Here is a 23,982-nt window from a genome sequence, read left to right as displayed (position 1 = left end):
CGTCATTTATTTGACGTCAAAAAATATCCCGACACATCCATAACATTTCTTTCACTCGACATTTGCGATTTTTTTTCGTAGTGGCACCACTTTTTTAAAACACTAGTGGCACAAAACTATCCCTTCGCGCCAACTACCCGTAACTACTGGCCCAGATAGCAAGTGCTATCAATATAGTACCAGTGCCATCTTTACCTATATTTCAAGAAATTTCGGGAAACAGGATGAGCGGCCAGGAACTTCGTCCTGAAGCGCCGCTCATACCACCGGTAACGAAATTCTCTGTTTCTGTAGGAGATGACTTACAAGGCGGACCAACGGAAGTAGCGAAGTTGTCATATTCAACTTTGACTCAGTGGTCACATTACCAACCGATTAGTTGAGAGCGGCGATAAGGATCCATTGCCACGAACTATAAGGCCAAGGCTGTGCTTACCCTAATGGGTCAGTGAGACAACCCAAGGCATTGATATCTAAAGGCTTACAGCCTCTATCAAGGCCCTGCGGCACTGGCGCCAGGCCCTTCTCCCAGGAAGGCTGGCTGCATTTCAGGGCAGGCCCCAATAACAAGGCCAAGTTGCGCACAACTTGAGTGCAATAGTTAGTCACTCGTTATTCAACATGCCTGTACGCGGCAAGTCGGCGTCTATTCGCCCAACTTTCGCGGCATTTGTGACGTTTGCAAACATGAACTCCGGCCATCTAATGGCATGATTTAAATACAGAGGTAATTGCGATGCGCATCAGCATATTTGGTTTGGGTTACGTTGGCGCAGTGTGTGCCGGTTGCCTGTCTGCCCGTGGCCACGAAGTGGTCGGCGTAGACATCTCCAAGGAAAAGATCGACCTGATCAACGCCGGCAAATCGCCGATCGTCGAGCCGGGTCTGGGCGAACTGTTGAGCCAGGGCATCGCAAACGGTCGACTGCGCGGCACCACCAACTTCGCCGAAGCCATCCGTGATACTGACCTGTCGATGATTTGCGTCGGTACGCCGAGCAAGAAGAACGGCGACCTGGAACTCAACTACATCGAATCGGTATGCCGCGAGATCGGTTTTGTCCTGCGTGACAAGACCACCCGCCACACCATCGTGGTACGCAGCACCGTGTTGCCGGGCACCGTCGCCAACGTGGTGATCCCAATCCTCGAAGACTGCTCCGGCAAGAAAGCCGGCGTCGACTTCGGTGTTGCGGTCAACCCGGAATTCCTGCGCGAATCCACCGCCATCGCCGACTACGACCTGCCACCGATGACCGTCATCGGCGAATTCGACAAAGCCTCCGGCGATGTCCTGCAGTCACTGTACGAAGAACTCGACGCACCGATCATCCGCAAGGACATCGCCGTAGCCGAGATGATCAAGTACACCTGCAACGTGTGGCACGCCACCAAGGTCACCTTCGCCAACGAGATCGGCAACATCGCCAAGGCGGTCGGCGTCGACGGTCGCGAAGTGATGGAAGTGGTCTGCCAGGACAAGACCCTCAACCTGTCCCAGTACTACATGCGCCCAGGCTTCGCGTTCGGCGGCTCCTGCCTGCCTAAAGACGTGCGCGCCCTGACCTACCGCGCCGGCTCCCTGGACGTGGAAGCGCCGCTGCTCAACTCGCTGATGCGCAGCAACGAATCCCAGGTGCAGAACGCCTTCGACATCGTCGCCGGCCACGACAAACGCAAAGTCGCCCTGCTGGGCCTGAGCTTCAAGGCCGGTACCGACGACCTGCGCGAAAGCCCACTGGTCGAGCTGGCGGAAATGCTGATCGGCAAGGGCTACGACCTGAGCATCTACGACAGCAACGTCGAGTACGCCCGTGTCCACGGTGCGAACAAGGACTACATCGAAGGCAAGATCCCCCACGTGTCGTCACTGCTCAACTCGGACTTCGATGATGTGATCAACAACTCCGACGTGATCATCCTCGGCAACCGCGACGAGAAGTTCCGTGCCCTGGCGCAGAACGCACCGCACGGCAAGCAAGTGATCGACCTGGTGGGCTTCATGTCCAAGGCCACCAGTACGACAGGCCGTACCGAAGGCATTTGCTGGTAACAGCAACGGTAAGTTTCGAGCCGCAGGCGTACCAATCCCCAGCGCTTGCAGCTCGAAGCCTTCTTCACCTTCGGATGACGCTTATGTCCAAGTTAAAACACGTACTGCTCCAATCCGCCGGCTGGCTGTTCTTTCTGAGCCTGCTGATGGGTCTCGCCCTGCTGTTGCCGGCGAGTACGTTCGACTCCGAGTCGAAGAATTTTATTTTCCTGATTGGCGCCGTCGGTATCTGGCGCTACTCGATGGGTGCTACGCATTTCTTTCGCGGCATGCTGTTCCTGTATGTGGTCTACCCGCACCTGCGCCGTAAAGTGCGCAAGCTGGGCAAGGCTGCCGACCCGTCCCACGTGTTCCTGATGGTCACCAGCTTCCGTATCGATGCGCTGACCACCGCGCAGGTCTACAGCTCGGTGATTCGCGAGGCCATCGAATGCGGCTTCCCCACCACCGTGGTCTGCTCGCTGGTGGAAATGTCCGATGAGCTGCTGGTCAAGAGCCTCTGGGAACGCATGAACCCGCCGGACCACGTCAAGCTCGACTTCGTGCGGATCGCCGGTACCGGCAAGCGCGACGGCCTGGCCTTCGGTTTCCGCGCCATCTCCCGCCACCTGCCGGACGACCGCGCGGTGGTTGCCGTGATCGATGGCGACACCGTGCTCGCCGAAGGCGTGGTGCGCAAGACCGTGCCGTGGTTCCAGCTGTTCGGCAACGTCGGCGGCCTGACCACCAACGAATTCTGCGAAGTGCGCGGCGGCTACATCATGAGCGAGTGGCACAAACTGCGCTTCGCCCAGCGCCACATCAACATGTGCTCCATGGCCCTGTCCAAGCGCGTGCTGACCATGACCGGCCGCATGTCGGTGTTCCGCGCCAACGTCGTGACTGACCCGGGCTTTATCGCCGACGTGGAAAGCGACTCGCTGCAGCACTGGCGCCTGGGCCGCTTCAAGTTTCTCACCGGTGACGACAAGTCCAGCTGGTTCAGCCTGATGCGCCTGGGCTACGACACCTTCTACGTGCCGGACGCCGCGATCCACACCGTGGAACACCCGCCGGAAAAGAGCTTTATCAAAGCCAGCCGCAAGCTGATGTTCCGCTGGTACGGCAACAACCTGCGCCAGAACTCCCGAGCCCTGGGCCTGGGTGTGCGTCGGCTGGGCATGTTCACCAGCATCGTGTTGTTCGACCAGCGCGTGTCGATGTGGACCTCCCTGCTCGGCCTGACCGTGGCAATCATCGCCACCTTCAAGTACGGCGGCGCGTTCATCCTCGCGTACCTGCTGTGGATCGGCATCACCCGCCTGATCCTGACCCTGCTGCTGTCGTGCTCCGGCCACAAGATCGGCCCGGCTTACCCGGCGATTCTCTATTACAACCAGATCATGGGCGCGTTGGTGAAGATCTACGTGTTCTTCCGCCTTGATCAACAGTCCTGGACCCGCCAGGACACCAAACTGACCCGCGATTTGGCCAGCTTTCAACGTTGGTTCAACACCTGGTCGTCTCGGACCATGACCTTCTCCGCCGGCAGCATCTTCGTTGCCGTGTTGCTGATGATGGTCTGACAGCCAAGCCTGAATTAACCAAGGAATTACACCGTCATGAACAGCCAAGTAAACGCCAACGTTGTCCACGAATCCGAAGCACAGCGCCAACATGCCCGGGTCAAAATCCCGGCCAAGCTGCGCTTCTTCAACACCGACCGCACCCAAACCGAAGCACGGGTGATCGACCTCTCGGCCGGCGGCCTGGCGTTCACCGCCACCCAGCCGTTGACCGTGGGTGAAGTGCACAAGGGTCGCCTGCAATTCGTCATCGATAACCTCGGCCTGGCTATGGATGTGGAGCTGCAGATCCGCTCCTACGACCGCCAGAGCGGCCGCACCGGTTGCCAGTTCCAGAACCTCGACGCCCAGGATATTTCCACCCTGCGCCACCTGATCACCTCGCACCTGTCGGGCGACATCGTGACCATGGGTGACGTGCTGGCAACCCTGCAACGCGACAACTTCACCAAGGCGCGCAAGGTCAAGGACAGCGGCAGCAACATGAGCGCCTTCGGTCGCCTGCGCGCCGTGACGTTCAGCCTGGCGATCTTCCTCGTCGGCCTGGCAGCCTTCGGCTTCGTGTTCAAATCGGTGTACGGCATGTACTTCGTCAGCCACGCCCAGGCCGGCCTGGTCAGCGTGCCCGGCATGAACGTGACCATGCCGCGCGACGGCACCGTGCAAAGCCTGCTCAAAGGTGACGCGGTGGCGGCCAAAGGTGCACCACTGGCGACCTTCAGCACCAGCATGCTGGATGTGCTCAAAGGCCACCTGGACGAAGACCAGCTGCAGCCGGCCAAGGTCGAAGAGCTGTTCGGCAAGCAAATGACCGGCACCCTCACCTCGCCGTGCGATTGCGTGGTCGCCCAGCAACTGGTCGCCGACGGCCAGTACGCCAGCAAAGGCGACGTGATCTTCCAACTGGTGCCACGCGGCAGCCAGGCTAACGTCGAAGCTCGCTTTACCTACCGCCAGTTCGGTGACGTGCGCCCAGGCACCCCGGTGAGCTTCCAGGTGGCCGACGAAGAACAGACCCGCACCGGCACCATCGTCAGCAGCACCAGCCTGAACAGCGCCGACCTGTCCTCCGACATCCGCGTCCAGATCAAGCCTGACGCCCCGCTGGACAGCGCCTACGCCGGCCGCCCGGTGGAAGTGACCAGCGACCGTGGCCCATCCCTGAACTGGCTGATCGATAAAGCCATGGCTGCAGGTCTTTAATCATGAGCGCCCTTCGAACCCTGCCGGTGCCCCTGGCGCTGGCCATCGCCCTCGCCGGTTGCGCCGGCCTGCCCGACCAACGCCTGGCCAATGAAGCGCTCAAGCGTGGCGACACCGTCACCGCGCAGCAGAATTACCAGCAACTGGCAGAACTGGGTTACAGCGAGGCCCAGGTGGGCCTGGCCGATATCCAGGTAGGCACCCGCGATCCGGCGCAAATCAAACAGGCCGAGGCCACTTACCGTGCCGCGGCGGATACCTCGCCGCGCGCCCAGGCCCGCCTCGGTCGCCTGCTGGTGGCCAAGCCAGGCTCCACCGAAGCCGAACACCATGAAGCCGAAGGCCTGTTGAAAAAAGCCTTTGCCAATGGCGAAGGCAACACCCTGATCCCGCTGGCGATGCTGTACCTGCAATACCCCCACAGCTTCCCCAACGTGAATGCCCAGCAGCAGATCAGCAAGTGGCAGGCCGCCGGTTACCCGGAAGCCGGCCTGGCCCAGGTCCTGCTGTATCGCACCCAGGACACCTACGACCAGCATCTGGATGATGTGGAGCGCATCTGCAAGGCCGCGCTGAACACCACCGATATCTGCTATGTCGAGCTGGCCACGGTCTACCAGAAAAAAGCCCAGCCGGAAAAACAGGCCGAACTGCTCAAGCAGATGGAAGCCGGCTACAGCCGCGGCACCGTCACCGCACAACGCGTCGACAGCGTCGCCCGCGTATTGGGCGACGCCACGCTGGGCAAGACCGACGAGAAAACCGCCCAGGCCCTGCTGGAAAAAATCGCCCCCGGCTACCCGGCTTCCTGGGTCAGCCTGGCGCAACTGCTCTACGACTTCCCCGAACTGGGCGACGTCGACCAGATGATGAAATACCTGGACAACGGCCGCGCCGCCGACCAGCCGCGCGCCGAGCTGTTGCTGGGCAAGCTCTACTACGAAGGCAAGTGGGTGCCGGCGGACGCCAAGGCGGCTGAAGCGCACTTCCAGAAAGCCGTGGGCCGCGAAGTGGCTGCCGACTACTACCTCGGTCAGATCTACCGCCGTGGTTACCTGGGCCAGGTCTATTCGCAAAAAGCCCTGGACCACCTGCTGACCGCTGCGCGCAACGGCCAGAACAGCGCCGACTTCGCCATCGCCCAATTGTTTTCCCAAGGCAAGGGCACCAAGCCCGACCCATTGAATGCCTATGTCTTCAGCCAATTGGCCAAAGCCCAGGGCACGCCAGAGGCCAATGACCTGGCCACGCAGCTCGAAGCCCCGCTCACACCGGAACAACGCGCCCAAGGCCAACGCCTGGTGCAACAGGAACTGGCCGCCCGCGGCACCCTGACCCAGAGCACGCTGCAACTGCACGCCCTGGAAGAAGAAGACGGCGAGGAATCCCTATGAAGCTCAATCCATTCGTGCAGGCCGGCATCGGCCTGACCTTCGCCCTGCTGTGGTCGTGCCCGACCCTGGCCGCGCTGACCGAAGCCAAGAATTTCGGCCTGGAAGTCAAAGTCACCGGCCAGTCCGAAGATGACCGCGACCTCGGCACCCAGAAAGGCGGCGACGTCAACGGCATCGGCCTCGACCTGCGCCCGTGGATCTACGGCGAAAGCGGCAACTGGAGCGCCTACGCCATGGGCCAGGCGGTGGCTTCGAGCGACATCATCGAGACCGACACCCTGCAACAGTCGGCGGATGACGAAAACCAGCAAACCACCAACAACGACCGCAAGACCAAGAAAAACTACCTGGCCATGCGCGAGTTCTGGGTCGGCTACAGCGGCTTCACGCCCTACCCCGGCGAGATCCTCAAGCTCGGTCGCCAACGCCTGCGCAATGACGACGGCCAATGGCGCGACACCAACATCGAAGCGCTGAACTGGACCTTCGACACCACCCTGCTCAAGGCCAACGTCGGCGCCGCCGAACGTTTCAGCGAATACCGTACCGACCTCAAGGAACTGTCGCCCAAGGATAAGGACCGTCAGCACCTCTACGCCGACGCGTCCTACCAGTGGACGCCGGGCCAGTGGATCGGCCTGCGTGGCCACCACACCCATGACAACGGCAAGCTCGACTACCCGGAACCGGGCGTCGCCACCGACTCCCTGGACAAGCGCGAGAACGGCGACCTGACCTGGCTCGGCATCGAAGCCAACAGCGACGCCTACAACTGGCGCAACACCAACACCGTCAACTACTGGGCCAGCATCACCGGCATGAAAGGCGACCGCGACTCGGTCAATGCCTTGAACGCCGACGGCACCCGCCCGACAGAGGCCAAGCGCAGCGATGACGTGAGTGGCTGGGCGACCGACCTGGGTATCCGCCTGCGTCTGGACCCGCAATGGCAAGTGGGTGCGGCCTATGCCCGCGCCAGTGCCGAGTACGAGCAGAACGGCCTGCAAAGCAACCGTTCGAACTTCACCGGCACCCAGTCCCGCGTGCACCGTTTCGGCGAAGCGTTTCGTGGCGAGATGAACAACATGCAGTCCATGAGCCTGTTCGGTTCCTGGCAGCTGCGCGAGGACTACGACGCCAGCCTGGTGTACCACAAGTTCTGGCGCGTCGACGGCAACAAGCCGGTGGGCAGCAATGGCATCGACGCCGTCCAGAACAACACCGATGACGTGACCGGCGCGATCCTGTCCAGCACTTCCCTGCCCCTTGAAGACGGCAAGAAAGACCTGGGCCAGGAGATGGACCTTGTAGTCACCAAGTACTTCAAGACCGGCCTGCTGCCGGCCGCGCTCAGCCAGTCGGTTGACGAGCCATCAGCCCTGGTGCGGTTCCGTGCCGGTGTGTTCAAGCCAGGTGATGCCTATGGCAGCCAGGTCGACTCGTACATGCATCGCGCGTTTGTCGACGTGATCTGGAAATTCTGATGGGAGCCTGCGCAATGAATGCTCAAAGCCTACTCGTCGCGGCAATGCTGATGGCCAGCGCCACAGCGTTTGCCGATACGGCGGCCAAGGCGCCGACCATCGCCAAGGAACTGCAACAGGCCAAGACCTACACCATTTCCAGCCCCCCGACCGCGCCGCTGGAAATGGCCAAGCCGGCCCTGCCTGATCTGTCGGGTTATACCGCCGCAGCGATGGAAAAGAAGATCGTACGCACCAGGCCCGGCAAGATCAGCATCCGCCGCATGATGCAGGAAGACGCCCTCAAGGACTTTATCGGCGGCGACAACAAGATGGCCGAATGGGTGGTGCGCCAGCACGGTATTCCCCAGGCGATCTTTGTCGACGACGGTTACATGAACCTCAAGGACCTGCTCGGCAAAGTGCCCAAGCAGTACTTCAGCGAAACCTCGCCGGGCGTGTTCCTGGCCAAGTTGCCGATCGTGGTCGGCCGCAAGGGCATCCTGGACATCGATAAAAACACCCAGGAGCTGCGCCTGTCCCAGCAGGCCGGTTCGTTCCTGATCAACGACGGCCAGTTGTTTGTGCGTGACACCAGGATCACCGGTTGGGACGAAAAAGCCAATGGCCCGGCGCTGTTCAAGTCGCCCAAGGAGTTCCGCCCGTTCCTGCTGGCCTGGGGCGGCACCGAGACCTACGTTTCCAAGACCAAGATGGCCAGTTTCGGCTATGCCAACAGTAAGTCGTATGGGGTGAGTATTTCCCAGTACACGCCGAACATGGCCAAGGTGCTCAAGCGCCCTGAGCCGACCGGCTGGATCATCGATTCCGAGTTCTCGGACATGTGGTACGGCTTCTACTGCTACGAGACCACGGGCTTCGTGATCAAGGGCAATACCTACAAAGACAACATCGTCTACGGCATTGACCCCCATGACCGTTCCCACGGCCTGATCATCGCGGACAACACCGTCTACGGCACCAAGAAGAAGCACGGCATCATCATTTCCCGTGAGGTGAACGACAGCTTCATCTTCAACAACCGCAGCTACGACAACAAGCTTTCGGGCCTGGTGATCGACCGTAACAGCGTGAACAACCTGATCGCCGACAACGAGATCTACCGCAACCACACCGACGGCATCACCCTCTATGAGAGCGGCGACAACCTGCTGTGGGGCAACAAAGTGATCAGCAACCGTCGCCACGGCATCCGCGTGCGTAACAGCGTGAACATCAAGCTGTACGAAAACACCTCGATGGCCAACGGCCTGACCGGCGTGTACGGCCACATCAAGGATTTGACCGACACCGACCGCGACATCGCCCTCGACCCGTTCGACGCCAAGGTCTCGCTGATCGTGGTCGGCGGTGAACTGGCGGGTAACGGCAGCGGGCCGCTGTCCATCGACTCGCCACTGAGTATCGAGCTGTACCGCGTATCGATGCTGGCGCCGACCAAATCCAGCGGCATCAGTTTCTCCGGCGTGCTGGGCGATCGTCAGGAAGAAATTCTCGACCTGCTGGTGCGCCAGCAGAAAGCCGTGCTGATCGACCCTGTCGAACGCCAGACCGAAATGCAGGACTGAGGATGACCCTTATGCACCCACACATGATCAAACTGCTGAGCCTCTCGGGTCTGACCCTCGGCCTGCTCGCGGCCAGCCAGGGCGTGCGCGCCGACGAAATCAAGGCCCCGACCTTCACCGCCGAGCCCTGCTGCAGCCTGTGCCCGGCCGCCCATGACGCGAAAAACTACACCACGCGCTACCAGCAGAACTTCACCACCCTGGTGCAAGCCCAGGGCGACTGGCTGTTCCGTACCCAGGAAGACCTGCGCACCGAATTCGACACCAGCCCGGCCGGCTACAAGCGCATGCAACAACTGCACGACGCGTTCAAGGCCAAGGGCGTGGAACTGGTGGTGGTCTACCAGCCGACCCGTGGCCTGGTGAACCGCAACAAGCTCAACCCCGCGGAAAAAGCCTCGTTCGATTTCGACAAGGCCCTGGGCAACTACAAGACCATGCTCGGCCGTTTCGCCAAGATGGGCTACGTGGTGCCGGACCTGTCACCGTTGACCAATGAGCAACTGCCGGACGAACTGCCGGCCCACGACTTCTACTTCCGCGGTGACCAGCACTGGACCCCGTACGGCGCCCAGCGCACGGCGAAAATCGTCGGCGCCAAGGTGCGTGCAATGCCTGAGTTTGCCGATATTCCCAAGCGCGAATTCGAGACCAAGCGCTCCGGGCGCATGGGCAAGACCGGCACCCTGCACAACATGGCCGGGCAATTGTGCGGCACCAGCTACGCGATCCAGTACATGGACCAGTTCACCACCGAGCCGAAAGGCGAAGCCGGCGACGGCGACCTGTTCGGCGATTCGGGCAACCCGCAGATCACCCTGGTGGGCACCAGCCACAGTGGCAAGAACTACAACTTTGCCGGGTTCCTGGAAGAAGAAATCGGCGCCGACATCCTCAACGTCGCCTTCCCCGGCGGTGGCCTGGAAGGCTCGATGATCCAGTACCTGGGCAGCGACGAATTCCAGAAGAGCCCGCCGAAAATCCTTATCTGGGAATTCTCGCCGCTCTATCGCCTGGACCAGGAGACCATCTACCGCCAGATGATGGCGCTGCTCGACAACGGTTGCGAAGGCAAGACCGCGCAGATGAGTGCGAGCACAACATTGAAACCCGGCAAGAACGAATTGATGGTTAACAGTTCGAATAAAGACCTGCGCAACGCCAACCATCAGGTTGATATCCGCTTCGCCGACCCCTCGGTGAAAACCTTGCAAGCCACCCTCTGGTACATGAACGGGCGCCACGAGGACATCAAGATCGAGAAACCCGAAACATCCGATACAGACGGGCGTTTCGCCTTTGAACTGCGCACCGATGAAGACTGGGCCTCGCAGAACTTGCTGGCCGTGGAAGTGCAGGGCCCCGAAGCGGGCGCTGCCGCGCAGAAGGTCGAAGCGAAAATTTGCACACGCAACGTATTCCCAGCGGGCGGTCAACAGACCGCCTCGACGCCGTGAAATAAGCGTGCAATGAGGTTACTTATGCAGAAGTTATGGATTCCATCGTTGCTGGGCCTGGCGATCTTCGCCGGTGCAGCCAACGCCGCCGCCCCGCTGCGTCCGCCCCAGGGCTACTTCGCACCGATTGAAGCGTTCAAGACCGGCGACTTCAAGGAAAACTGCGACACCATGCCGACGCCCTACACCGGGCCTCTGCAATTTCGCAGCAAGTACGAAGGTTCCGACAAAGCCCGTTCGACCCTGAACGTGCAGTCGGAAAAAGCCTTTCGCGACAGCACCGCCGACATCACCAAGCTGGAAAAAGACACCAGCAAGCGCGTGATGCAATTCATGCGCGACGGTCGCCCGGAGCAGCTCGAATGCACCCTGAACTGGCTGGTGTCGTGGGCCAAGGCCGATGCGTTGATGTCCAAGGACTTCAACCACACCGGCAAGTCCATGCGCAAATGGGCCTTGGGCAGCATGGCGTCGGCCTATGTACGCCTGAAGTTCTCCGACTCGCACCCGTTGGCCAACCACCCGCAGGAATCGCAACTGATCGAAGCCTGGTTCAACAAACTGGCCGATCAGGTGGTGAGCGACTGGGACAACCTGCCGCTGGAAAAAACCAACAACCACTCCTACTGGGCCGCCTGGTCGGTGATGGCAACCTCCATCGCCACCAACCGTCGCGACCTGTTTGACTGGGCCGTGAAGGAATACAAGGTCGGCGTGAACCAGGTCGACGACCAAGGCTTCTTGCCCAACGAATTGAAGCGTCAGCAACGCGCCTTGTCGTACCACAACTACGCCCTGCCGCCGCTGGCGATGATCGCCAGTTTTGCCCTGGTCAACGGTGTTGACCTGCGCCAGGAAAACAACAGCGCACTCAAGCGCCTGGGCGACAAAGTGCTGGCCGGGGTCAAGGACCCGGAGATCTTCGAACAGAAGAACGGCAAGGAGCAGGACATGAAGGACCTCAAGAAGGACATGAAGTATGCCTGGCTCGAACCGTTCTGCACCCTCTACACCTGCGCACCGGATGTGATCGAGCGCAAGCACGGGATGCAACCGTTCAAGACCTTCCGCCTCGGGGGTGACCTGACCAAGGTCTACGACCCGACGCATGAAAAAGGCAACAAAGGTAGCTAAGGCTGAATGGATTACCTGTAGTGAGCGGGCTTGCCCCGCGCTGGGCTGCGAAGCAGTCCTAATCGATCCGCCGCCGTGTGCCAGGCATACCGCGGTGTAGGGTTTTGGGGCGGCTTCGCCACCCAGCGCGGGGCAAGCCCGCTCACTACAAAAGCTGCATCGCCGCCCATGAAGTTGTGGGGGGTTTGGGGGGGCTCTGGCCCTTGACTGTTGGTTAAACATGGAGAGATCGGGATGGTTTTCTCGTCCAATGTGTTCCTGTTTCTGTTCTTGCCGATCTTTCTCGGCTTGTACTACTTGAGCGGGCAACGCTATCGCAACCTGCTGCTGCTGTTGGCCAGCTACGTGTTCTACGCCTGGTGGCGAGTGGACTTCCTGGCGCTGTTCGCCGCCGTCACGCTGTGGAACTACTGGATCGGCCTCAAGGTCGGTGCCGCCGGCGTGCGCACCAAGCCGGCCCAACGCTGGCTGCTGCTGGGCGTGGCGGTCGACCTGTGCATCCTCGGCTACTTCAAGTACGCCAACTTCGGCGTCGACAGCATCAACGTGATGATGAAGTCGGCCGGCCTGGAGCCGTTTATCCTCACCCACGTGCTGCTGCCGATCGGGATCTCGTTCTACATCTTCGAGTCCATCAGCTACATCATCGACGTGTACCGTGGCGATACCCCGGCGACCCGCAATCTCATCGACTTCGCGGCGTTCGTGGCGATCTTCCCGCACCTGATCGCCGGCCCGGTCCTGCGTTTCCGCGACCTGGCCGACCAGTTCAACAATCGCACCCACACCCTCGACAAATTCTCCGAGGGCTGCACGCGGTTCATGCAGGGCTTCATCAAGAAGGTCTTCATCGCCGACACCCTGGCGGTAGTGGCCGACCATTGCTTCGCCCTGCAAAACCCCACCACCGGCGATGCCTGGCTCGGCGCGCTGGCCTATACCGCGCAGCTGTACTTCGACTTCTCGGGCTACAGCGACATGGCCATCGGCCTGGGCTTGATGATGGGTTTCCGCTTCATGGAAAACTTCAAGCAGCCGTACATCAGCCAGTCGATCACCGAGTTCTGGCGGCGCTGGCACATCAGCCTGTCCACCTGGCTGCGTGACTACCTGTACATCACCTTGGGCGGCAACCGTAAAGGCACGCTGACCACCTACCGCAACCTGTTCCTGACCATGCTGCTCGGTGGCCTGTGGCACGGTGCGAACATCACCTACATCGTGTGGGGTGCCTGGCACGGCATGTGGCTGGCGATTGAAAAAGCCATCGGCCTCAACACCGCACCGCGCAGTTTCAACGTCCTACGCTGGGCCTTCACGTTCCTGCTGGTGGTGATGGGCTGGGTGATCTTCCGCTCCGAAAACCTGCACGTCGCCGGTCGTATGTACGGTGCGATGTTCAGCTTCGGCGAGTGGTCGCTGTCGGAACTCAACCGCGCCAACCTCACCGGCCTGCAAGTGGCAACCCTGGTGGTGGCCTACGCAACGTTGGCGTTCTTCGGCCTGCGCGACTTCTACACCAACCGCCCTGCGGAAAAAACCAAGCCGGCCGACCCGAGCCTGATCAAGGCCGTGCCGGGCGACAACCCGGGCAGCATCCACGAGCCAGGTTTCACCGTTGGCCGTGACGCTGCCGTGCAACCGGCCTACTGGACTGCTGACTGGCCACGCTACGCCATGCGCGCTGCAGTGCTGCTGCTGTTCGTGGCGTCGATTCTCAAACTGTCGGCGCAGAGTTTCTCGCCGTTCCTTTACTTCCAATTCTGAGGGAGCCGACCATGACCCGTTCATTACGCGTCCTCTATATCGGCCTGTTCCTGGTGCTGCTGCTGGCCCTGGGCGCCTGGTCGCTGCGCAGCTTCCTGGACTTTCGCACCAACGCCGACGCGACCGTGCTCAACGGTCGCTGGACCAAGGCCGTCGAGACCCATTACGACGAGGAGTTCCCGATCAAGCGATTGGGCACCAACCTCTGGGCCGCGCTGGACTACAAGCTGTTCAATGAAGGCCGCCCTGGGGTGGTGCTGGGCCGCGATCACTGGTTGTACAGCGACGAGGAGTTCAACCCCGCCGTCAACGAAGACCAGAACCTTCAAGGCAACTACGCGCTGGTCGAAGGCGTGCGCCAGAAGCTCAAGGCCCAGGGCATCCAACTGGTGATGGCGATCGTGCCGGCCAAGGTGCGCCTGTACCCGGAACACCTGGGTGAAGTGAAACCGGCGAGCATCCACGCCAACCTGTACCAGGACTTCCACGCCCGTGTGGCCGCCGACAAGATCATCGCCCCGGACCTGCTCGGCCCGCTGCAACAGGCCAAGCTGGGCGGCAAGCAGGTGTTCCTGCGCACCGACACCCACTGGACCCCGGACGGCGCCGAAATCGCTGCCAAGCAATTGGCTAAAACCATCGCCGACAAGACCCCGCTCCACGGCGAGCCGCAGCGTTTTGTCACCGAGGCCGAGAAGACCGAGCCGCATAAAGGCGACCTGCGTCTGTTCCTGCCCCTGGACCCGCTGTTCGAAAACCTGATGCCACCGAAAGAGCCGCTGGAAAAACGCGTCACGCACCTGGCCGAAACCAAAGGCGACGACGCGCTGTTCAGCGACAGCGAAACCCCGGTGGCGCTGGTGGGCACCAGCTACAGCGCCAACCCCAACTGGAACTTCGTCGGCGCCCTCAAGCAAGCCCTGGGCAGCGACGTGGTCAGCTACGCCGAAGACGGCCACGGCCCGATCCTGCCGATGCTCAGCTACCTGAAAAGTGACGACTTCAAGAACAGCCCGCCACAGGTGCTGATCTGGGAGTTTCCTGAACGTTATCTGCCCGTGAACAACGAAATCGGTGATGCCGACCCATCGTGGGTTGCGCAACTTAAACAAGCCGGTTCGCGCCAACAAAACATGGCACTGAACACCCCAGCTAAAAACCCAAAATCCGAGACGCCCGACCGGGCGCAAAACTGAAAGAGAGGTAACTCACATGACTTTCACTACTACTCCGCGTCGTCTCGCTAAGACTCTGGCCCTGGCTGCCGGTATGAGCTTGGTATCCCTGTCCGCCTTCGCCGGTGACGCTGCCTTGTACGGCCCAGTCGCACCGAAAGGCTCAAGCTTCGTGCGTGTCTACAACGCCTCCAACCAGGAAGTCAGCGCCACTGTCGGCAGCACCAACCTCAGCGACGTGGCCCCACTGGCCAGCAGCGACTTCAGCTTCATGCCCGGCGGCGACTACAGCGCCAAGGTCGGCAGCCAGACCGTGCCGGTCAAGCTCGCCCCGGACCACTACTACACCCTGGTCAACAACAACAGCGGCCAGCCACAGCTGATCGAAGAACCGCCGTTCAAGAACAAGCAGAAATCCCTGGTGCGCGTGCAGAACCTCAGCGACAAGGCCCTGACCCTGAAGACCGCCGACGGCAAGACCGACGTGGTCAAGTCGGTGGCTGCCAAAGGCCGTGGCGAACGTGAAATCAACCCGGTGAAGGTGAGCCTGGCGTTGTATGACGGCGACAAGAAAGTCGGCGACGTGAAGCCAGTGGCCCTGGAACGCGGTGAAGCAGCGGTGCTGTACGTGACCGGTTCGGGTTCGAGCATTTCGCCAGTCTGGGTAAAACGCCCGGTGTCGACCCGCTGAATGAATTTTCCGGGTCGGCTTCGGCCGGCCCGGACACGAGACAAAAACAAGAGTGAAACGACAAACCTTCGTAGCTCTGACCCAAATTGATTCAAGGAGAAACACATGATCCCAGTAATCCTTTCCGGTGGTAGCGGCTCACGTCTTTGGCCGCTTTCCCGTAAACAGTTCCCAAAACAATTCCTGGCCCTGACCGGCGAGCACACGCTGTTCCAGCAAACCCTGGAACGCCTGGTGTTCGAAGGCATGGACTCCCCGATCGTGGTCTGCAACAAGGACCATCGCTTCATCGTCAACGAGCAACTGGCCAACCGTAAACTGGAGTGCCAACGCATCCTGATGGAACCCTTCGGCCGCAACACCGCGCCGGCCGTGGCCCTCACCGCGATGATGCTGGTCAACGAAGGCCGTGATGAACTGATGCTGGTCCTGCCGGCCGACCACGTGATCGACGACCAAAAAGCCCTGCAACGCGCCCTGGCCCTGGCCACCGTGGCCGCCGAGCGTGGCGAGATGGTGCTGTTCGGCGTGCCGGCGACCCGTCCGGAAACCGGCTACGGCTACATCAAGTCCACCAACGATTCGCTGCTGCCCGAAGGCGTGAGCCGCGTACAGCAATTCGTGGAAAAACCCGATGAAAAACGCGCCGTCGAGTTCGTCAAAAGCGGTGGTTACTTCTGGAACAGCGGCATGTTCCTGTTCCGCGCCAGCCGCTTCCTGGAAGAGCTGAAAAAGCACGATCCGGACATCTACGACACCTGCGTGCTGACCCTGGAGCGCAGCCAGCAAGACGCCGACACCGTGACCTTCGACGAAGCCACCTTCGCCTGCTGCCCGGACAACTCCATCGACTACGCCGTGATGGAAAAAACCCAGCGCGCCTGCGTGGTGCCGTTGAGCGCCGGCTGGAGCGACGTGGGTTGCTGGGCTTCGCTGTGGGCGGTCAACGATAAAGACGCCAACGGCAACGTCACCAAGGGCGACGTGGTGATTCAGGACAGCAAGAACTGCATGATCCACGGCAACGGCAAGCTGGTATCGGTGATCGGCCTGGAAAACATCGTCGTGGTGGAAACCAAGGACGCGATGATGATTGCCCACAAGGACAAGGTCCAGGGTGTCAAGCAGATGGTCAACACCCTCAACGAACAGGGCCGCAGCGAAACCCAGAACCACTGCGAAGTCTATCGTCCGTGGGGCTCCTACGACTCGGTGGACATGGGCGGCCGCTTCCAGGTCAAGCACATCTCGGTCAAGCCGGGCGCGTGCCTGTCGCTGCAGATGCACCACCACCGCGCCGAACACTGGATCGTGGTCAGCGGCACCGCCGAAGTCACCTGTGACGAGAACGTGTTCCTGCTCTGCGAGAACCAGTCCACCTACATCCCGATCGCCTCGGTGCACCGCCTGCGCAACCCGGGCAAGATCCCATTGGAGATTATCGAAGTGCAATCGGGCAGCTACCTGGGCGAAGACGATATCGAGCGGTTTGAAGATATCTATGGTCGCTCGACGCCGGTTGAACGTGGCGTTTCGGTGAAAACTATCGCGCAGTAAAACAGTCGTACAAGAAGCCCTCGCCCAGCCCATTGCGTCCCCTATCCGCAGTGGGTTGGGTGGGGGCTTTTTGTTTGGGATTTGCGCTGGCGGTGAGGGCCTTATCGGGGCATAAGTATCTACACATCTTGAGCCGAGCCCCCTGCGTAGCAGCTGTCGAGCCTTGGCGAGGCTGCGTCGGCGGTGTGTCAGACGCGCCGCAAACGCAGCCTCGCCAAGGCTCGACAGCTGCTACGCGTTATCCTACTGAAGTTGTGTAGATACTTATGCTTATCGGGGGCAAGCCCACGATGAGGTCGGCACGCCCACCACAGCACTCAAGGTAGCCAATCCCACCTACGCTTAAGTTAGGATGCTCGTTCCCTACTCGAGGTGGTCTCCATGTTCTTCGGCGTTCTACTGATCATCACCTGGCTGATCCTCCTGCTGCGCTACCCGGCCAAGGCATTGCCGGTGTCGTTGGCCGCTGCCGTCGGCCTGGGTCTTGTCGCGGTGTGGGTGGTGTGGCTGGACAACCGCGAAGCCTCGCAACTGGCGCGCCTGGAACTGCGCATCACCTACGCCCCGCAGGAATGCCCGGCCGACCGACCACTCAAGCTGACCCTGAACAACGGCAACGACGTCCCCCTCACCGAACTGCGCTGGCGCGTCGCGGCCTATGCGCCGGGGGACACGGTCAACCTGGCCGATAACGTCTACGCCGCCCCGCGCTATCGCGGCCCCGGCGAGTTGCAGGCCGGCGCCACCTGGGACGATTGCCTGCCCACCCCGCCGCTGCGCCCCGGCTACCGCCCGCAAACCCTGGAATTTCGTGCCGAGCACCTGCAAGGCAGTTTCTCGGACTGACAAAGGATTGACCCATGCCCAATGTACTCATCACCGGTTGCTCCAGTGGCATCGGCCGCGCGTTGGCCGATGCCTTCAAGGTCGCCGGCTACCACGTATTGACCAGCGCCCGCCGCGAAGACGATGTGATCGCCCTCAACAACGCGGGTTTTCATGCCTTGCTACTGGACGTGAATGACGCTTCTGCGCTGCAGACCCTGGCCACGAACCTGGACGAACTCGATGTGCTGATCAACAACGCCGGCTACGGCGCCATGGGCCCGCTGCTCGATGGCGGCACCGAAGCGATGCAGCGCCAGTTCGAGACCAATGTATTTTCCATCGTCGGCGTGACCCAGGCACTGTTCCCGGCCCTGCGCAAGCGCAAAGGCCTGGTGGTGAATATCGGCAGCGTTTCCGGGGTGCTGGTCACGCCATTTGCTGGTGCTTACTGCGCTTCCAAAGCGGCGGTGCATGCCTTGAGCGATGCACTGCGCATGGAACTGGCGCCGTTTGGCGTGCGGGTGATGGAAGTACAGCCCGGCGCCATCGATACCAGCTTTGCAAAAAACGCCGGCGCCCAGGCCGAGTTATTGATCAACGAACAATCGCCGTGGTGGCCATTGCGCGAAGGCATTCGCGCACGTAGCCAAGCGTCCCAGGACAAACCGACGCCAGCCACGGTGTTTGCAGCGGATGTGCTCAACGCCGTGCAACAGGCAAAGCCGCCACGCCTGTTACGCTCGGGCAATGGCAGCCGGGCGTTGCCGTTGATGGCGGCGTTGTTGCCCAAAGCATTATTGGAAAGCGTGTTGAAAAAACGCTTTGGTTTGAAGGGGAGTTTGTAAATGATCGACTACAGCGACTTTTTCGAAGAAGTCATCCAGACCCACGTCGAGATCGAGCAATGGTTTGCTGGGGTTGCGCCTGACGGCACCTTGCAAAACCTGCTTGCGCGCTTCTCGCCGGAGTTCAGCATGATCGCCCCCGCCACCGGCACACGCGTCAATGCAGCCGGGGTCAACGCGCTGTTCACGCGCCTGGGCGGAATGCGTCCGGGGCTGAAAATCACCTTGAGTGAAATGGCTGGGATTGACCGGCATGCACGCGGTGCGACGGTGACTTATCGTGAGCATCAGGTGGACAACAGCGGCACCCAAACGGATCGGCGGGCCACCGTGGTGTTTGAGAAGCAGGCGAGTGGCGCGCTGTTGTGGCGCCATTTGCATGAAACCTATGTAGCTCAATGAACTAACTGCCCAGCCGGATCCTACAAAAAACAGCGAATGGGCTGACAGCATTACAAGGAAACTATCCCCAGGCTCTTTCACCTCTGTCTACTCACAGGTGAAAGGATGCCAAGGGATTTTATGCGAAGCGGTGTGCCGGATGCGCACACCACGACTCGCCAGCGGCTGACCAGCCTGCTGGACCTGCCCAAACTTTATCGAACCATTGACGCCGACCCGGCCATCGTCGGGGCAGGTGTGGTGCATATCGGCAGTGATTATCAGGTGACGGTGCTGCGTGAGTTTGTGCCGTTGTGCAGTATCAGGCCCAAACGGGTGATTCTTCGGGAAGTGGCAGGTCCGATGATGACTGCCGAGGAGTACGCACAGTGGATGGCAAACTCGCCGCGCGAGTCGCAGCTATGGCGCGAGGCAGCGGGGATGACCCTAGCGTGTGGTGGGGCTGTGATCGGGATTATCGTTGCCAAGGCAGGTATCGCATCGGCGCCTCTCAGCTTAGGTTCCAGCCTTGCAGTTACTTACATTGCTTACACCGCTGCGGCTGCCAGTGCTTTGCAGTGTGGCAACGGCATATGGAGAACCTACAAAGAACTAACCAACCCGGCTGAAAACGATTATTACGACAGCCTTAGTTGGTATCAGGCAATGACCGTAGCCTTGGATGGCATTTCGCTGGTGGGCGCGGGCAGTACCACGTTTGTCACGGTAAAGGCTGTGATGACGATCAAAAATACGACGGGCCGCAACCTGACCGACATTTTGAGGCGCATGAGCCGCCAGGAACGCGCAAAGCTGACAAACGAAGTTCTGCGCCTGCAGAACCCTAGTCATCCTCGCGAAATAATTCGGCTAAAGCAGCTGGCCGGAACACTCCCCAAGCGCTTCAACAATGCCCAGTTACGCCAAGACCTTCTCATTCAACTCTCCGATCAGGTGGGTGCCGCTCTGGCAGTTACCGGCAGCGGCCTGTCCGGAAACATCCACGCTATTGTTATCGGCATTTATGAAGAGTTCAGCAGCCATGAACAATGACATCAATACCCTGCAAGATCCCCGAACGTTAACTCGATACACCCGACGGTTTGCATTTATCGTGGGTATGGGGATCTCAATGAACCTAGTCAGTATTTCAGGCAGCCTGTCACATAGCCTGTCGTATTACGCACGAATAAATTATCTCCCTGGCGAATATGCGGTCGTGGCGAGCATGGCACTGCTACTGGCCATGTGCATTGGCCTGACCTTGGTGGCGCTGGGGTTTCGCTCTGGGCCGCCACTGCTTGCAGGCGTCGCGGCCTTGAACGCCTTGCTGTCGGCAGGCTACCTGGGGAACAACCCAGTTACGTTGTTTGCACTATTCCCACTATTTCAATCGCTGTTCTGCCTGCTGATTCTTAATACAAGAAACCACCGCCGCTTCGTCAGCATGCTGCGGGTAAAACGTCGACGAAAAATCAGAGCCAACGCACAAACCTGAAGCGGTGCCCAATCGGCCTATCAACAAAAATCGAATGTGGGAGGGGGCTTGCTCCCGATAGCGGAGTATCAGTCACTTGATACGTTGACTGACTCACCGTGATCGGGAGCAAGCCCCCTCCCACATTTCAGTTCGGCGTTTGGTTGACAATCACCGTGCACGTAATCCCCGCCGCCAACAACACCCCCTCCGGCACTTCATCAATATGAATCCGCACCGGCACCCGCTGGGCCAGGCGCACCCAGTTGAAGGTCGGGTTCACATCGGCGATCAGCTCGCGACTCTCCGGGTTGTCGCGGTCGTAGATGCCGCGGGAGATGCTCTCTACGTGCCCCTTCAACGTCTCGCCGCTCATCAACTGCATGTCAGCTTTGTCGCCGACGTTCACATGGGGCAGCTTGGTTTCTTCGAAGAAGCCATAGACCCAGAACGAGTTCATATCCACCACGGCCATCTTGGCTTCGCCGATGCGCGCATAGTCGCCGCGATGCACGTTGAGGTTGGTGACGTAGCCGTCCACCGCTGCCACGACCTGGGTGCGTTTCAAGTTGAGTTCGGCCGCCTCGAGTTGTGCCAGTGCGTGCTGGTAATCGGCCAGGGCCGAGTCGGCGATGTTGCTGGCGTCGTCGCGGTTTTCCCTGGAGATCACCAGGGCGTCGAGGTCGGCGCGGCGGTGGGCGTTGACCTTGCGCATTTCCCAGGTGGCCTTGCGCGAGGCGACCAGGGACTGCGCCTGCTTGACCGCGATGCGGTAGTGCTCGGGGTCGATCTGCATCAACAGGTCGCCCTTTTTCACCAACTGGTTATCGCGCACCGGCACGTCGACCACTTCGCCGGTGACGTCGGCGGCGACGTTGATGATGTCGGCACGCACGCGGCCGTCGCGGGTCCACGGCGTTTCCATGTAGTGCACCCACAACGTGCGGCCAATCCAGATCGCCAAAGCCAGTACCAGCAAGGTCGCGAGCAGGCTGAAAAACTTTTTCATCGGGGCATTCTCAACGGTAGACGGTCAGCGCCAGGGCGCCGAACAGGCAAACGAACAGGCTCAGGCGCAGCAACGCCGGGTGCCAGAAAAACCGGTACAGGTCGAAGCCGGCCAGGAAGCGGTCCAGGGCCCAGGCCAACGCGGCCGCGATCAGGAACATCAGGGTCATGGTCGGCATATAGATGCCGTGGAATGCGATTTCACGAGGCATTCGGGGTTCCTTTGAGGGCCGCCAGCGGTGATTGCGGGTCCAGCAACGAGGTGCGGATAAAGTGCAGGTAGCTTTTCACCCGGCGCAGGGCCGAGGTATCGAAGTGCGGGGCGAAGGGTTCGTCGGTGGCCTGCACGCGGCTGATCGCGTGGTCGACGGCGATCAGGCCACGCTCCAGGTTGCTGGCGCTGGGTTGCAGGAACAGGCGCACCAACGAACGCCCCATGACCCGGATCGCCTGGCGCCACGGCTGGGATTCGGCATAGGCCGGGTGTACCGGCAGGATCGCCTGTTCCTTGCGCAACTCGATGATCGCGTGGCCGACTTCCAGCACCACGAACATCCAGCGCAGCAGGTCGCGTTGCACTTGCGGCTGGCCGACAGCGAGGCCGTAGGCCTGGTGCAGGAGGTCTCGGGTGCGGCTTTCGAAACTCGACGCCAACCCCTTGAGCTTGCCGCTGATGGCATACACCACCTGTTCGCGCAGGTCCTGCTCCAGGCGCCGCCACAGCCAGCGGCTGTTGGGCGGCAGGATGATCGCCCCCGCCGCCGCGCATACCAGCATGCCAATGATCATGGCGATGTAGTCGTTGATAAAGGTGTAGGGGTTGTAGACCGTGAGGTTGTCCGGCACCGAACCGGTGCTGAAGAAAATCAGCAGGCCTACGCCCACACCGGCATATTGCGGGCGTGAGGCGAGGAACGCGCCGAGGATGATCACCGGGGCGAGCATCACGCACAGCAGCGGGAAGCCGTCGATCCACGGGAACACGAAGAACATTTCCACAAAGCCCACCAACGCGCCGATCAAGGTGCCGCAGGCCATCTGGAACGCCATGCGCTTGGGGTTGGGCGTGGCGGCGGACAGGCCGACGGTGGCAGCGGCGATCAAGGTCATGGTGGCACCGCTGGGCCAGGCCGTGGCCACCCAGTAACTGCCCAGCACAATCAGGATGAACGACGCGCGAATCCCCGAGGCGGCGCAGGCCAGCCAGTTGGTTTTCGGGCTGAAGGTTTCGTCCCATTGCTCCCGTGCATGGCTGTGATCGGCCAGGGAGGCATGGGTTTGCGCGTAGTTGTGCAGGTCATCGACGAAGCGGTAGAGCAGTTCATAAGCGGTGTGAAAATCCAGCTGTTCGGCCTCACTCGGGTTGCCCTCCTGGAAGGTCGCACGCAGGCTGCGGACTTTGGCAGGCAGGCTGTCCTTGTAGGCACTGAGCTGGTTGACCAGGCGCGCGGCATCGGGGCTGGTGAGGGCACGGCCGGAGAAGCCGTCGAGGACTTCGGCGAGGTCCTGCAGGCCCGGTTTGATCGCCGCCACCACATGATCCGCGGAATCCCTGCGCAGGCGTTCGAGCAACTGGTGCAAGGCATTGAAGCGCGTGGTGATGCTCATGAACTCGCTGTTGAGGCGACTGAGCCGACCGTTGCGCCGGCGCATATGCGGGTCTTCGAACACCGTGAGGCTGCGCAGCCCTTCCAGGCCCACGGCCTCGGCGATAAAGCGCACGTTGCTGGCCTCGAACCCTTCACGTTGGCTGCGCCCGCGCAGGCCGTCGGTGACGAACAGCGCGAACACGCCAAAGCGCTGATAGAGCGCGTTGCGCATCGCTGCACTGGAGGTCTGCGGCAGGATCGCCGCGCTGACCAGGGTGGAACACAGGATCCCCAGGGAGATTTCCAACACCCGCCACACCGCCGCCATAAAGGCGCCGTCCGGATGGGCCAGGGCCGGCAGGCCGACCATCGCTGCCGTGTAACCGGCCAGCACGAAGCCGTAGGCGCGAAAGTTACGGTTGCGTGTCGCGCCAGCGGTGCAAATGCCGACCCAGATCGCCAGCGCCCCCAGGAACAACTCGGTGTTCTGCGCAAACAACGCGATCAACACCACCATCACCGCCGACCCCGCCAGGGTGCCGAGGAAGCGATAGAAGCTCTTGGCGAACACCTGGCCGCTCTGCGGTTGCATCACGATAAACACGGTGATCATCGCGGTGCGTGGTTGCGGCAGCTCCAGGCGCATGGCCAGCCACAGCGTGAGGAACGCGGCGATCAGCACCTTGAAGATGTACACCCAGGTCACGCCGTCGCTGCGTGCCCAGTCGAAAAAACCACGGCGCCACTCAAGGGAATGCAGCCAGCGCAGCGGTGCAGGCATCGGAGTCATTAAATCCTACTCAGTG

Annotated in this window: 20 protein-coding genes; 17 read left to right on the top strand and 3 right to left on the bottom strand. The window is 60.9% G+C overall.

The window, feature by feature from the left end:
- Positions 1-736 precede the first annotated feature (736 nt).
- The 17 genes from BLW22_RS02285 to BLW22_RS02200 all read left to right on the top strand — a co-directional run bounded on the left by BLW22_RS02285 (position 737) and on the right by BLW22_RS02200 (position 20,600).
- On the top strand, positions 737-2,053 hold the full coding sequence (locus BLW22_RS02285; protein ID WP_065924229.1) for a nucleotide sugar dehydrogenase: 1,317 nt from the start codon (positions 737-739) through the stop codon (positions 2,051-2,053).
- Between the two features lie 83 nt (positions 2,054-2,136).
- Positions 2,137-3,618 (top strand): mannuronan synthase, encoded by a 1,482-nt coding sequence (gene alg8, locus BLW22_RS02280; protein WP_162494264.1) that lies wholly within the window; start codon positions 2,137-2,139, stop codon positions 3,616-3,618.
- Between the two features lie 36 nt (positions 3,619-3,654).
- Positions 3,655-4,821 carry an alginate biosynthesis protein Alg44 gene (locus BLW22_RS02270; protein WP_065924230.1) on the top strand — a complete coding sequence of 389 codons (1,167 nt, stop codon included), beginning with the start codon at positions 3,655-3,657 and terminating at the stop codon, positions 4,819-4,821.
- Between the two features lie 2 nt (positions 4,822-4,823).
- On the top strand, positions 4,824-6,215 hold the full coding sequence (gene algK / locus BLW22_RS02265) for an alginate biosynthesis TPR repeat lipoprotein AlgK (protein ID WP_074843961.1): 1,392 nt from the start codon (positions 4,824-4,826) through the stop codon (positions 6,213-6,215).
- On the top strand, positions 6,212-7,699 hold the full coding sequence (locus BLW22_RS02260) for an alginate export family protein (RefSeq protein WP_074843959.1): 1,488 nt from the start codon (positions 6,212-6,214) through the stop codon (positions 7,697-7,699). The genes algK and BLW22_RS02260 overlap by 4 nt, the downstream gene beginning before the upstream one ends.
- Positions 7,699-9,267: a mannuronan 5-epimerase AlgG gene (gene algG, locus BLW22_RS02255; protein WP_065924232.1), complete on the top strand. Its 1,569-nt coding sequence runs from the start codon at positions 7,699-7,701 to the stop codon at positions 9,265-9,267. The genes BLW22_RS02260 and algG overlap by 1 nt, the downstream gene beginning before the upstream one ends.
- 11 nt (positions 9,268-9,278) lie before the next feature.
- On the top strand, positions 9,279-10,724 hold the full coding sequence (locus tag BLW22_RS02250) for an alginate O-acetyltransferase (protein WP_074845124.1): 1,446 nt from the start codon (positions 9,279-9,281) through the stop codon (positions 10,722-10,724).
- A gap of 24 nt (positions 10,725-10,748) precedes the next feature.
- Positions 10,749-11,858 carry a mannuronate-specific alginate lyase gene (locus tag BLW22_RS02245; protein ID WP_143045088.1) on the top strand — a complete coding sequence of 370 codons (1,110 nt, stop codon included), beginning with the start codon at positions 10,749-10,751 and terminating at the stop codon, positions 11,856-11,858.
- A 234-nt stretch (positions 11,859-12,092) separates the two neighbouring features.
- The gene (locus tag BLW22_RS02240; protein ID WP_074843955.1) at positions 12,093-13,625 is read left to right on the top strand and encodes an MBOAT family O-acyltransferase; all 1,533 of its coding nucleotides are present in this window, start codon (positions 12,093-12,095) and stop codon (positions 13,623-13,625) included.
- Positions 13,626-13,636: 11 nt separating this feature from the next.
- Complete coding sequence (locus BLW22_RS02235; protein WP_074843953.1) at positions 13,637-14,821, top strand: alginate O-acetyltransferase; 1,185 nt, start codon at positions 13,637-13,639, stop codon at positions 14,819-14,821.
- A 16-nt stretch (positions 14,822-14,837) separates the two neighbouring features.
- A complete protein-coding gene (locus BLW22_RS02230) occupies positions 14,838-15,491 on the top strand; it encodes an alginate O-acetyltransferase AlgF (RefSeq protein WP_065924236.1) in 654 nt (217 codons plus the stop codon).
- Between the two features lie 105 nt (positions 15,492-15,596).
- A complete protein-coding gene (locus BLW22_RS02225) occupies positions 15,597-17,048 on the top strand; it encodes a mannose-1-phosphate guanylyltransferase/mannose-6-phosphate isomerase (protein ID WP_027604735.1) in 1,452 nt (483 codons plus the stop codon).
- 381 nt (positions 17,049-17,429) lie between these two features.
- Complete coding sequence (locus tag BLW22_RS02220) at positions 17,430-17,894, top strand: multidrug transporter (protein ID WP_074843951.1); 465 nt, start codon at positions 17,430-17,432, stop codon at positions 17,892-17,894.
- 14 nt (positions 17,895-17,908) lie between these two features.
- Positions 17,909-18,721, top strand: coding sequence for an SDR family oxidoreductase (locus BLW22_RS02215; protein ID WP_074843949.1), 813 nt, complete (start codon positions 17,909-17,911; stop codon positions 18,719-18,721).
- Positions 18,722-19,123, top strand: a complete 402-nt coding sequence (locus BLW22_RS02210; RefSeq protein ID WP_074843947.1) for a DUF4440 domain-containing protein — start codon at positions 18,722-18,724, stop codon at positions 19,121-19,123.
- 105 nt (positions 19,124-19,228) lie between these two features.
- Positions 19,229-20,155: an Ssp4 family T6SS effector gene (locus BLW22_RS02205; protein ID WP_083221296.1), complete on the top strand. Its 927-nt coding sequence runs from the start codon at positions 19,229-19,231 to the stop codon at positions 20,153-20,155.
- A complete protein-coding gene (locus BLW22_RS02200) occupies positions 20,145-20,600 on the top strand; it encodes a hypothetical protein (protein WP_235865552.1) in 456 nt (151 codons plus the stop codon). Before BLW22_RS02205 ends, BLW22_RS02200 begins: the two co-directional genes overlap by 11 nt.
- A gap of 127 nt (positions 20,601-20,727) precedes the next feature.
- Here the strand turns inward: BLW22_RS02200 and BLW22_RS02195 are convergent, their stop codons facing one another.
- Genes BLW22_RS02195 through BLW22_RS02185 form a run of 3 tightly spaced genes read right to left on the bottom strand, consistent with a single transcriptional unit; the run spans position 20,728 to position 23,966 of the window.
- The gene (locus tag BLW22_RS02195) at positions 20,728-21,588 is read right to left on the bottom strand and encodes an efflux RND transporter periplasmic adaptor subunit (protein WP_074843945.1); all 861 of its coding nucleotides are present in this window, start codon (positions 21,586-21,588) and stop codon (positions 20,728-20,730) included.
- Between the two features lie 10 nt (positions 21,589-21,598).
- Positions 21,599-21,799, bottom strand: a complete 201-nt coding sequence (locus BLW22_RS02190; protein WP_027604741.1) for a DUF1656 domain-containing protein — start codon at positions 21,797-21,799, stop codon at positions 21,599-21,601.
- Positions 21,789-23,966 carry an FUSC family protein gene (locus BLW22_RS02185; RefSeq protein WP_074843943.1) on the bottom strand — a complete coding sequence of 726 codons (2,178 nt, stop codon included), beginning with the start codon at positions 23,964-23,966 and terminating at the stop codon, positions 21,789-21,791. The genes BLW22_RS02190 and BLW22_RS02185 overlap by 11 nt, the downstream gene beginning before the upstream one ends.
- Between the last annotated feature and the right edge of the window lie 16 nt (positions 23,967-23,982).

Source organism: Pseudomonas marginalis (assembly GCF_900105325.1).
Lineage (GTDB): Bacteria > Pseudomonadota > Gammaproteobacteria > Pseudomonadales > Pseudomonadaceae > Aquipseudomonas > Aquipseudomonas marginalis.
The sequence above is the reverse complement of the archived record's forward strand: the minus strand, read 5'-3'. Positions and strand labels throughout refer to the sequence as shown.

Bases quoted from the DNA above. Each gene is read 5' to 3' on its own strand.
- BLW22_RS02285 (WP_065924229.1), top strand. From the start codon at position 737: ATGCGCATCAGCATATTTGGTTTGGGTTACGTTGGCGCAGTGTGTGCC.
- alg8 (WP_162494264.1), top strand. From the start codon at position 2,137: ATGTCCAAGTTAAAACACGTACTGCTCCAATCCGCCGGCTGGCTGTTC.
- BLW22_RS02270 (WP_065924230.1), top strand. From the start codon at position 3,655: ATGAACAGCCAAGTAAACGCCAACGTTGTCCACGAATCCGAAGCACAG.
- algK (WP_074843961.1), top strand. From the start codon at position 4,824: ATGAGCGCCCTTCGAACCCTGCCGGTGCCCCTGGCGCTGGCCATCGCC.
- BLW22_RS02260 (WP_074843959.1), top strand. From the start codon at position 6,212: ATGAAGCTCAATCCATTCGTGCAGGCCGGCATCGGCCTGACCTTCGCC.
- algG (WP_065924232.1), top strand. From the start codon at position 7,699: ATGGGAGCCTGCGCAATGAATGCTCAAAGCCTACTCGTCGCGGCAATG.
- BLW22_RS02250 (WP_074845124.1), top strand. From the start codon at position 9,279: ATGCACCCACACATGATCAAACTGCTGAGCCTCTCGGGTCTGACCCTC.
- BLW22_RS02245 (WP_143045088.1), top strand. From the start codon at position 10,749: ATGCAGAAGTTATGGATTCCATCGTTGCTGGGCCTGGCGATCTTCGCC.
- BLW22_RS02240 (WP_074843955.1), top strand. From the start codon at position 12,093: ATGGTTTTCTCGTCCAATGTGTTCCTGTTTCTGTTCTTGCCGATCTTT.
- BLW22_RS02235 (WP_074843953.1), top strand. From the start codon at position 13,637: ATGACCCGTTCATTACGCGTCCTCTATATCGGCCTGTTCCTGGTGCTG.
- BLW22_RS02230 (WP_065924236.1), top strand. From the start codon at position 14,838: ATGACTTTCACTACTACTCCGCGTCGTCTCGCTAAGACTCTGGCCCTG.
- BLW22_RS02225 (WP_027604735.1), top strand. From the start codon at position 15,597: ATGATCCCAGTAATCCTTTCCGGTGGTAGCGGCTCACGTCTTTGGCCG.
- BLW22_RS02220 (WP_074843951.1), top strand. From the start codon at position 17,430: ATGTTCTTCGGCGTTCTACTGATCATCACCTGGCTGATCCTCCTGCTG.
- BLW22_RS02215 (WP_074843949.1), top strand. From the start codon at position 17,909: ATGCCCAATGTACTCATCACCGGTTGCTCCAGTGGCATCGGCCGCGCG.
- BLW22_RS02210 (WP_074843947.1), top strand. From the start codon at position 18,722: ATGATCGACTACAGCGACTTTTTCGAAGAAGTCATCCAGACCCACGTC.
- BLW22_RS02205 (WP_083221296.1), top strand. From the start codon at position 19,229: ATGCCAAGGGATTTTATGCGAAGCGGTGTGCCGGATGCGCACACCACG.
- BLW22_RS02200 (WP_235865552.1), top strand. From the start codon at position 20,145: ATGAACAATGACATCAATACCCTGCAAGATCCCCGAACGTTAACTCGA.
- BLW22_RS02195 (WP_074843945.1), bottom strand. From the start codon at position 21,588: ATGAAAAAGTTTTTCAGCCTGCTCGCGACCTTGCTGGTACTGGCTTTG.
- BLW22_RS02190 (WP_027604741.1), bottom strand. From the start codon at position 21,799: ATGCCTCGTGAAATCGCATTCCACGGCATCTATATGCCGACCATGACC.
- BLW22_RS02185 (WP_074843943.1), bottom strand. From the start codon at position 23,966: ATGACTCCGATGCCTGCACCGCTGCGCTGGCTGCATTCCCTTGAGTGG.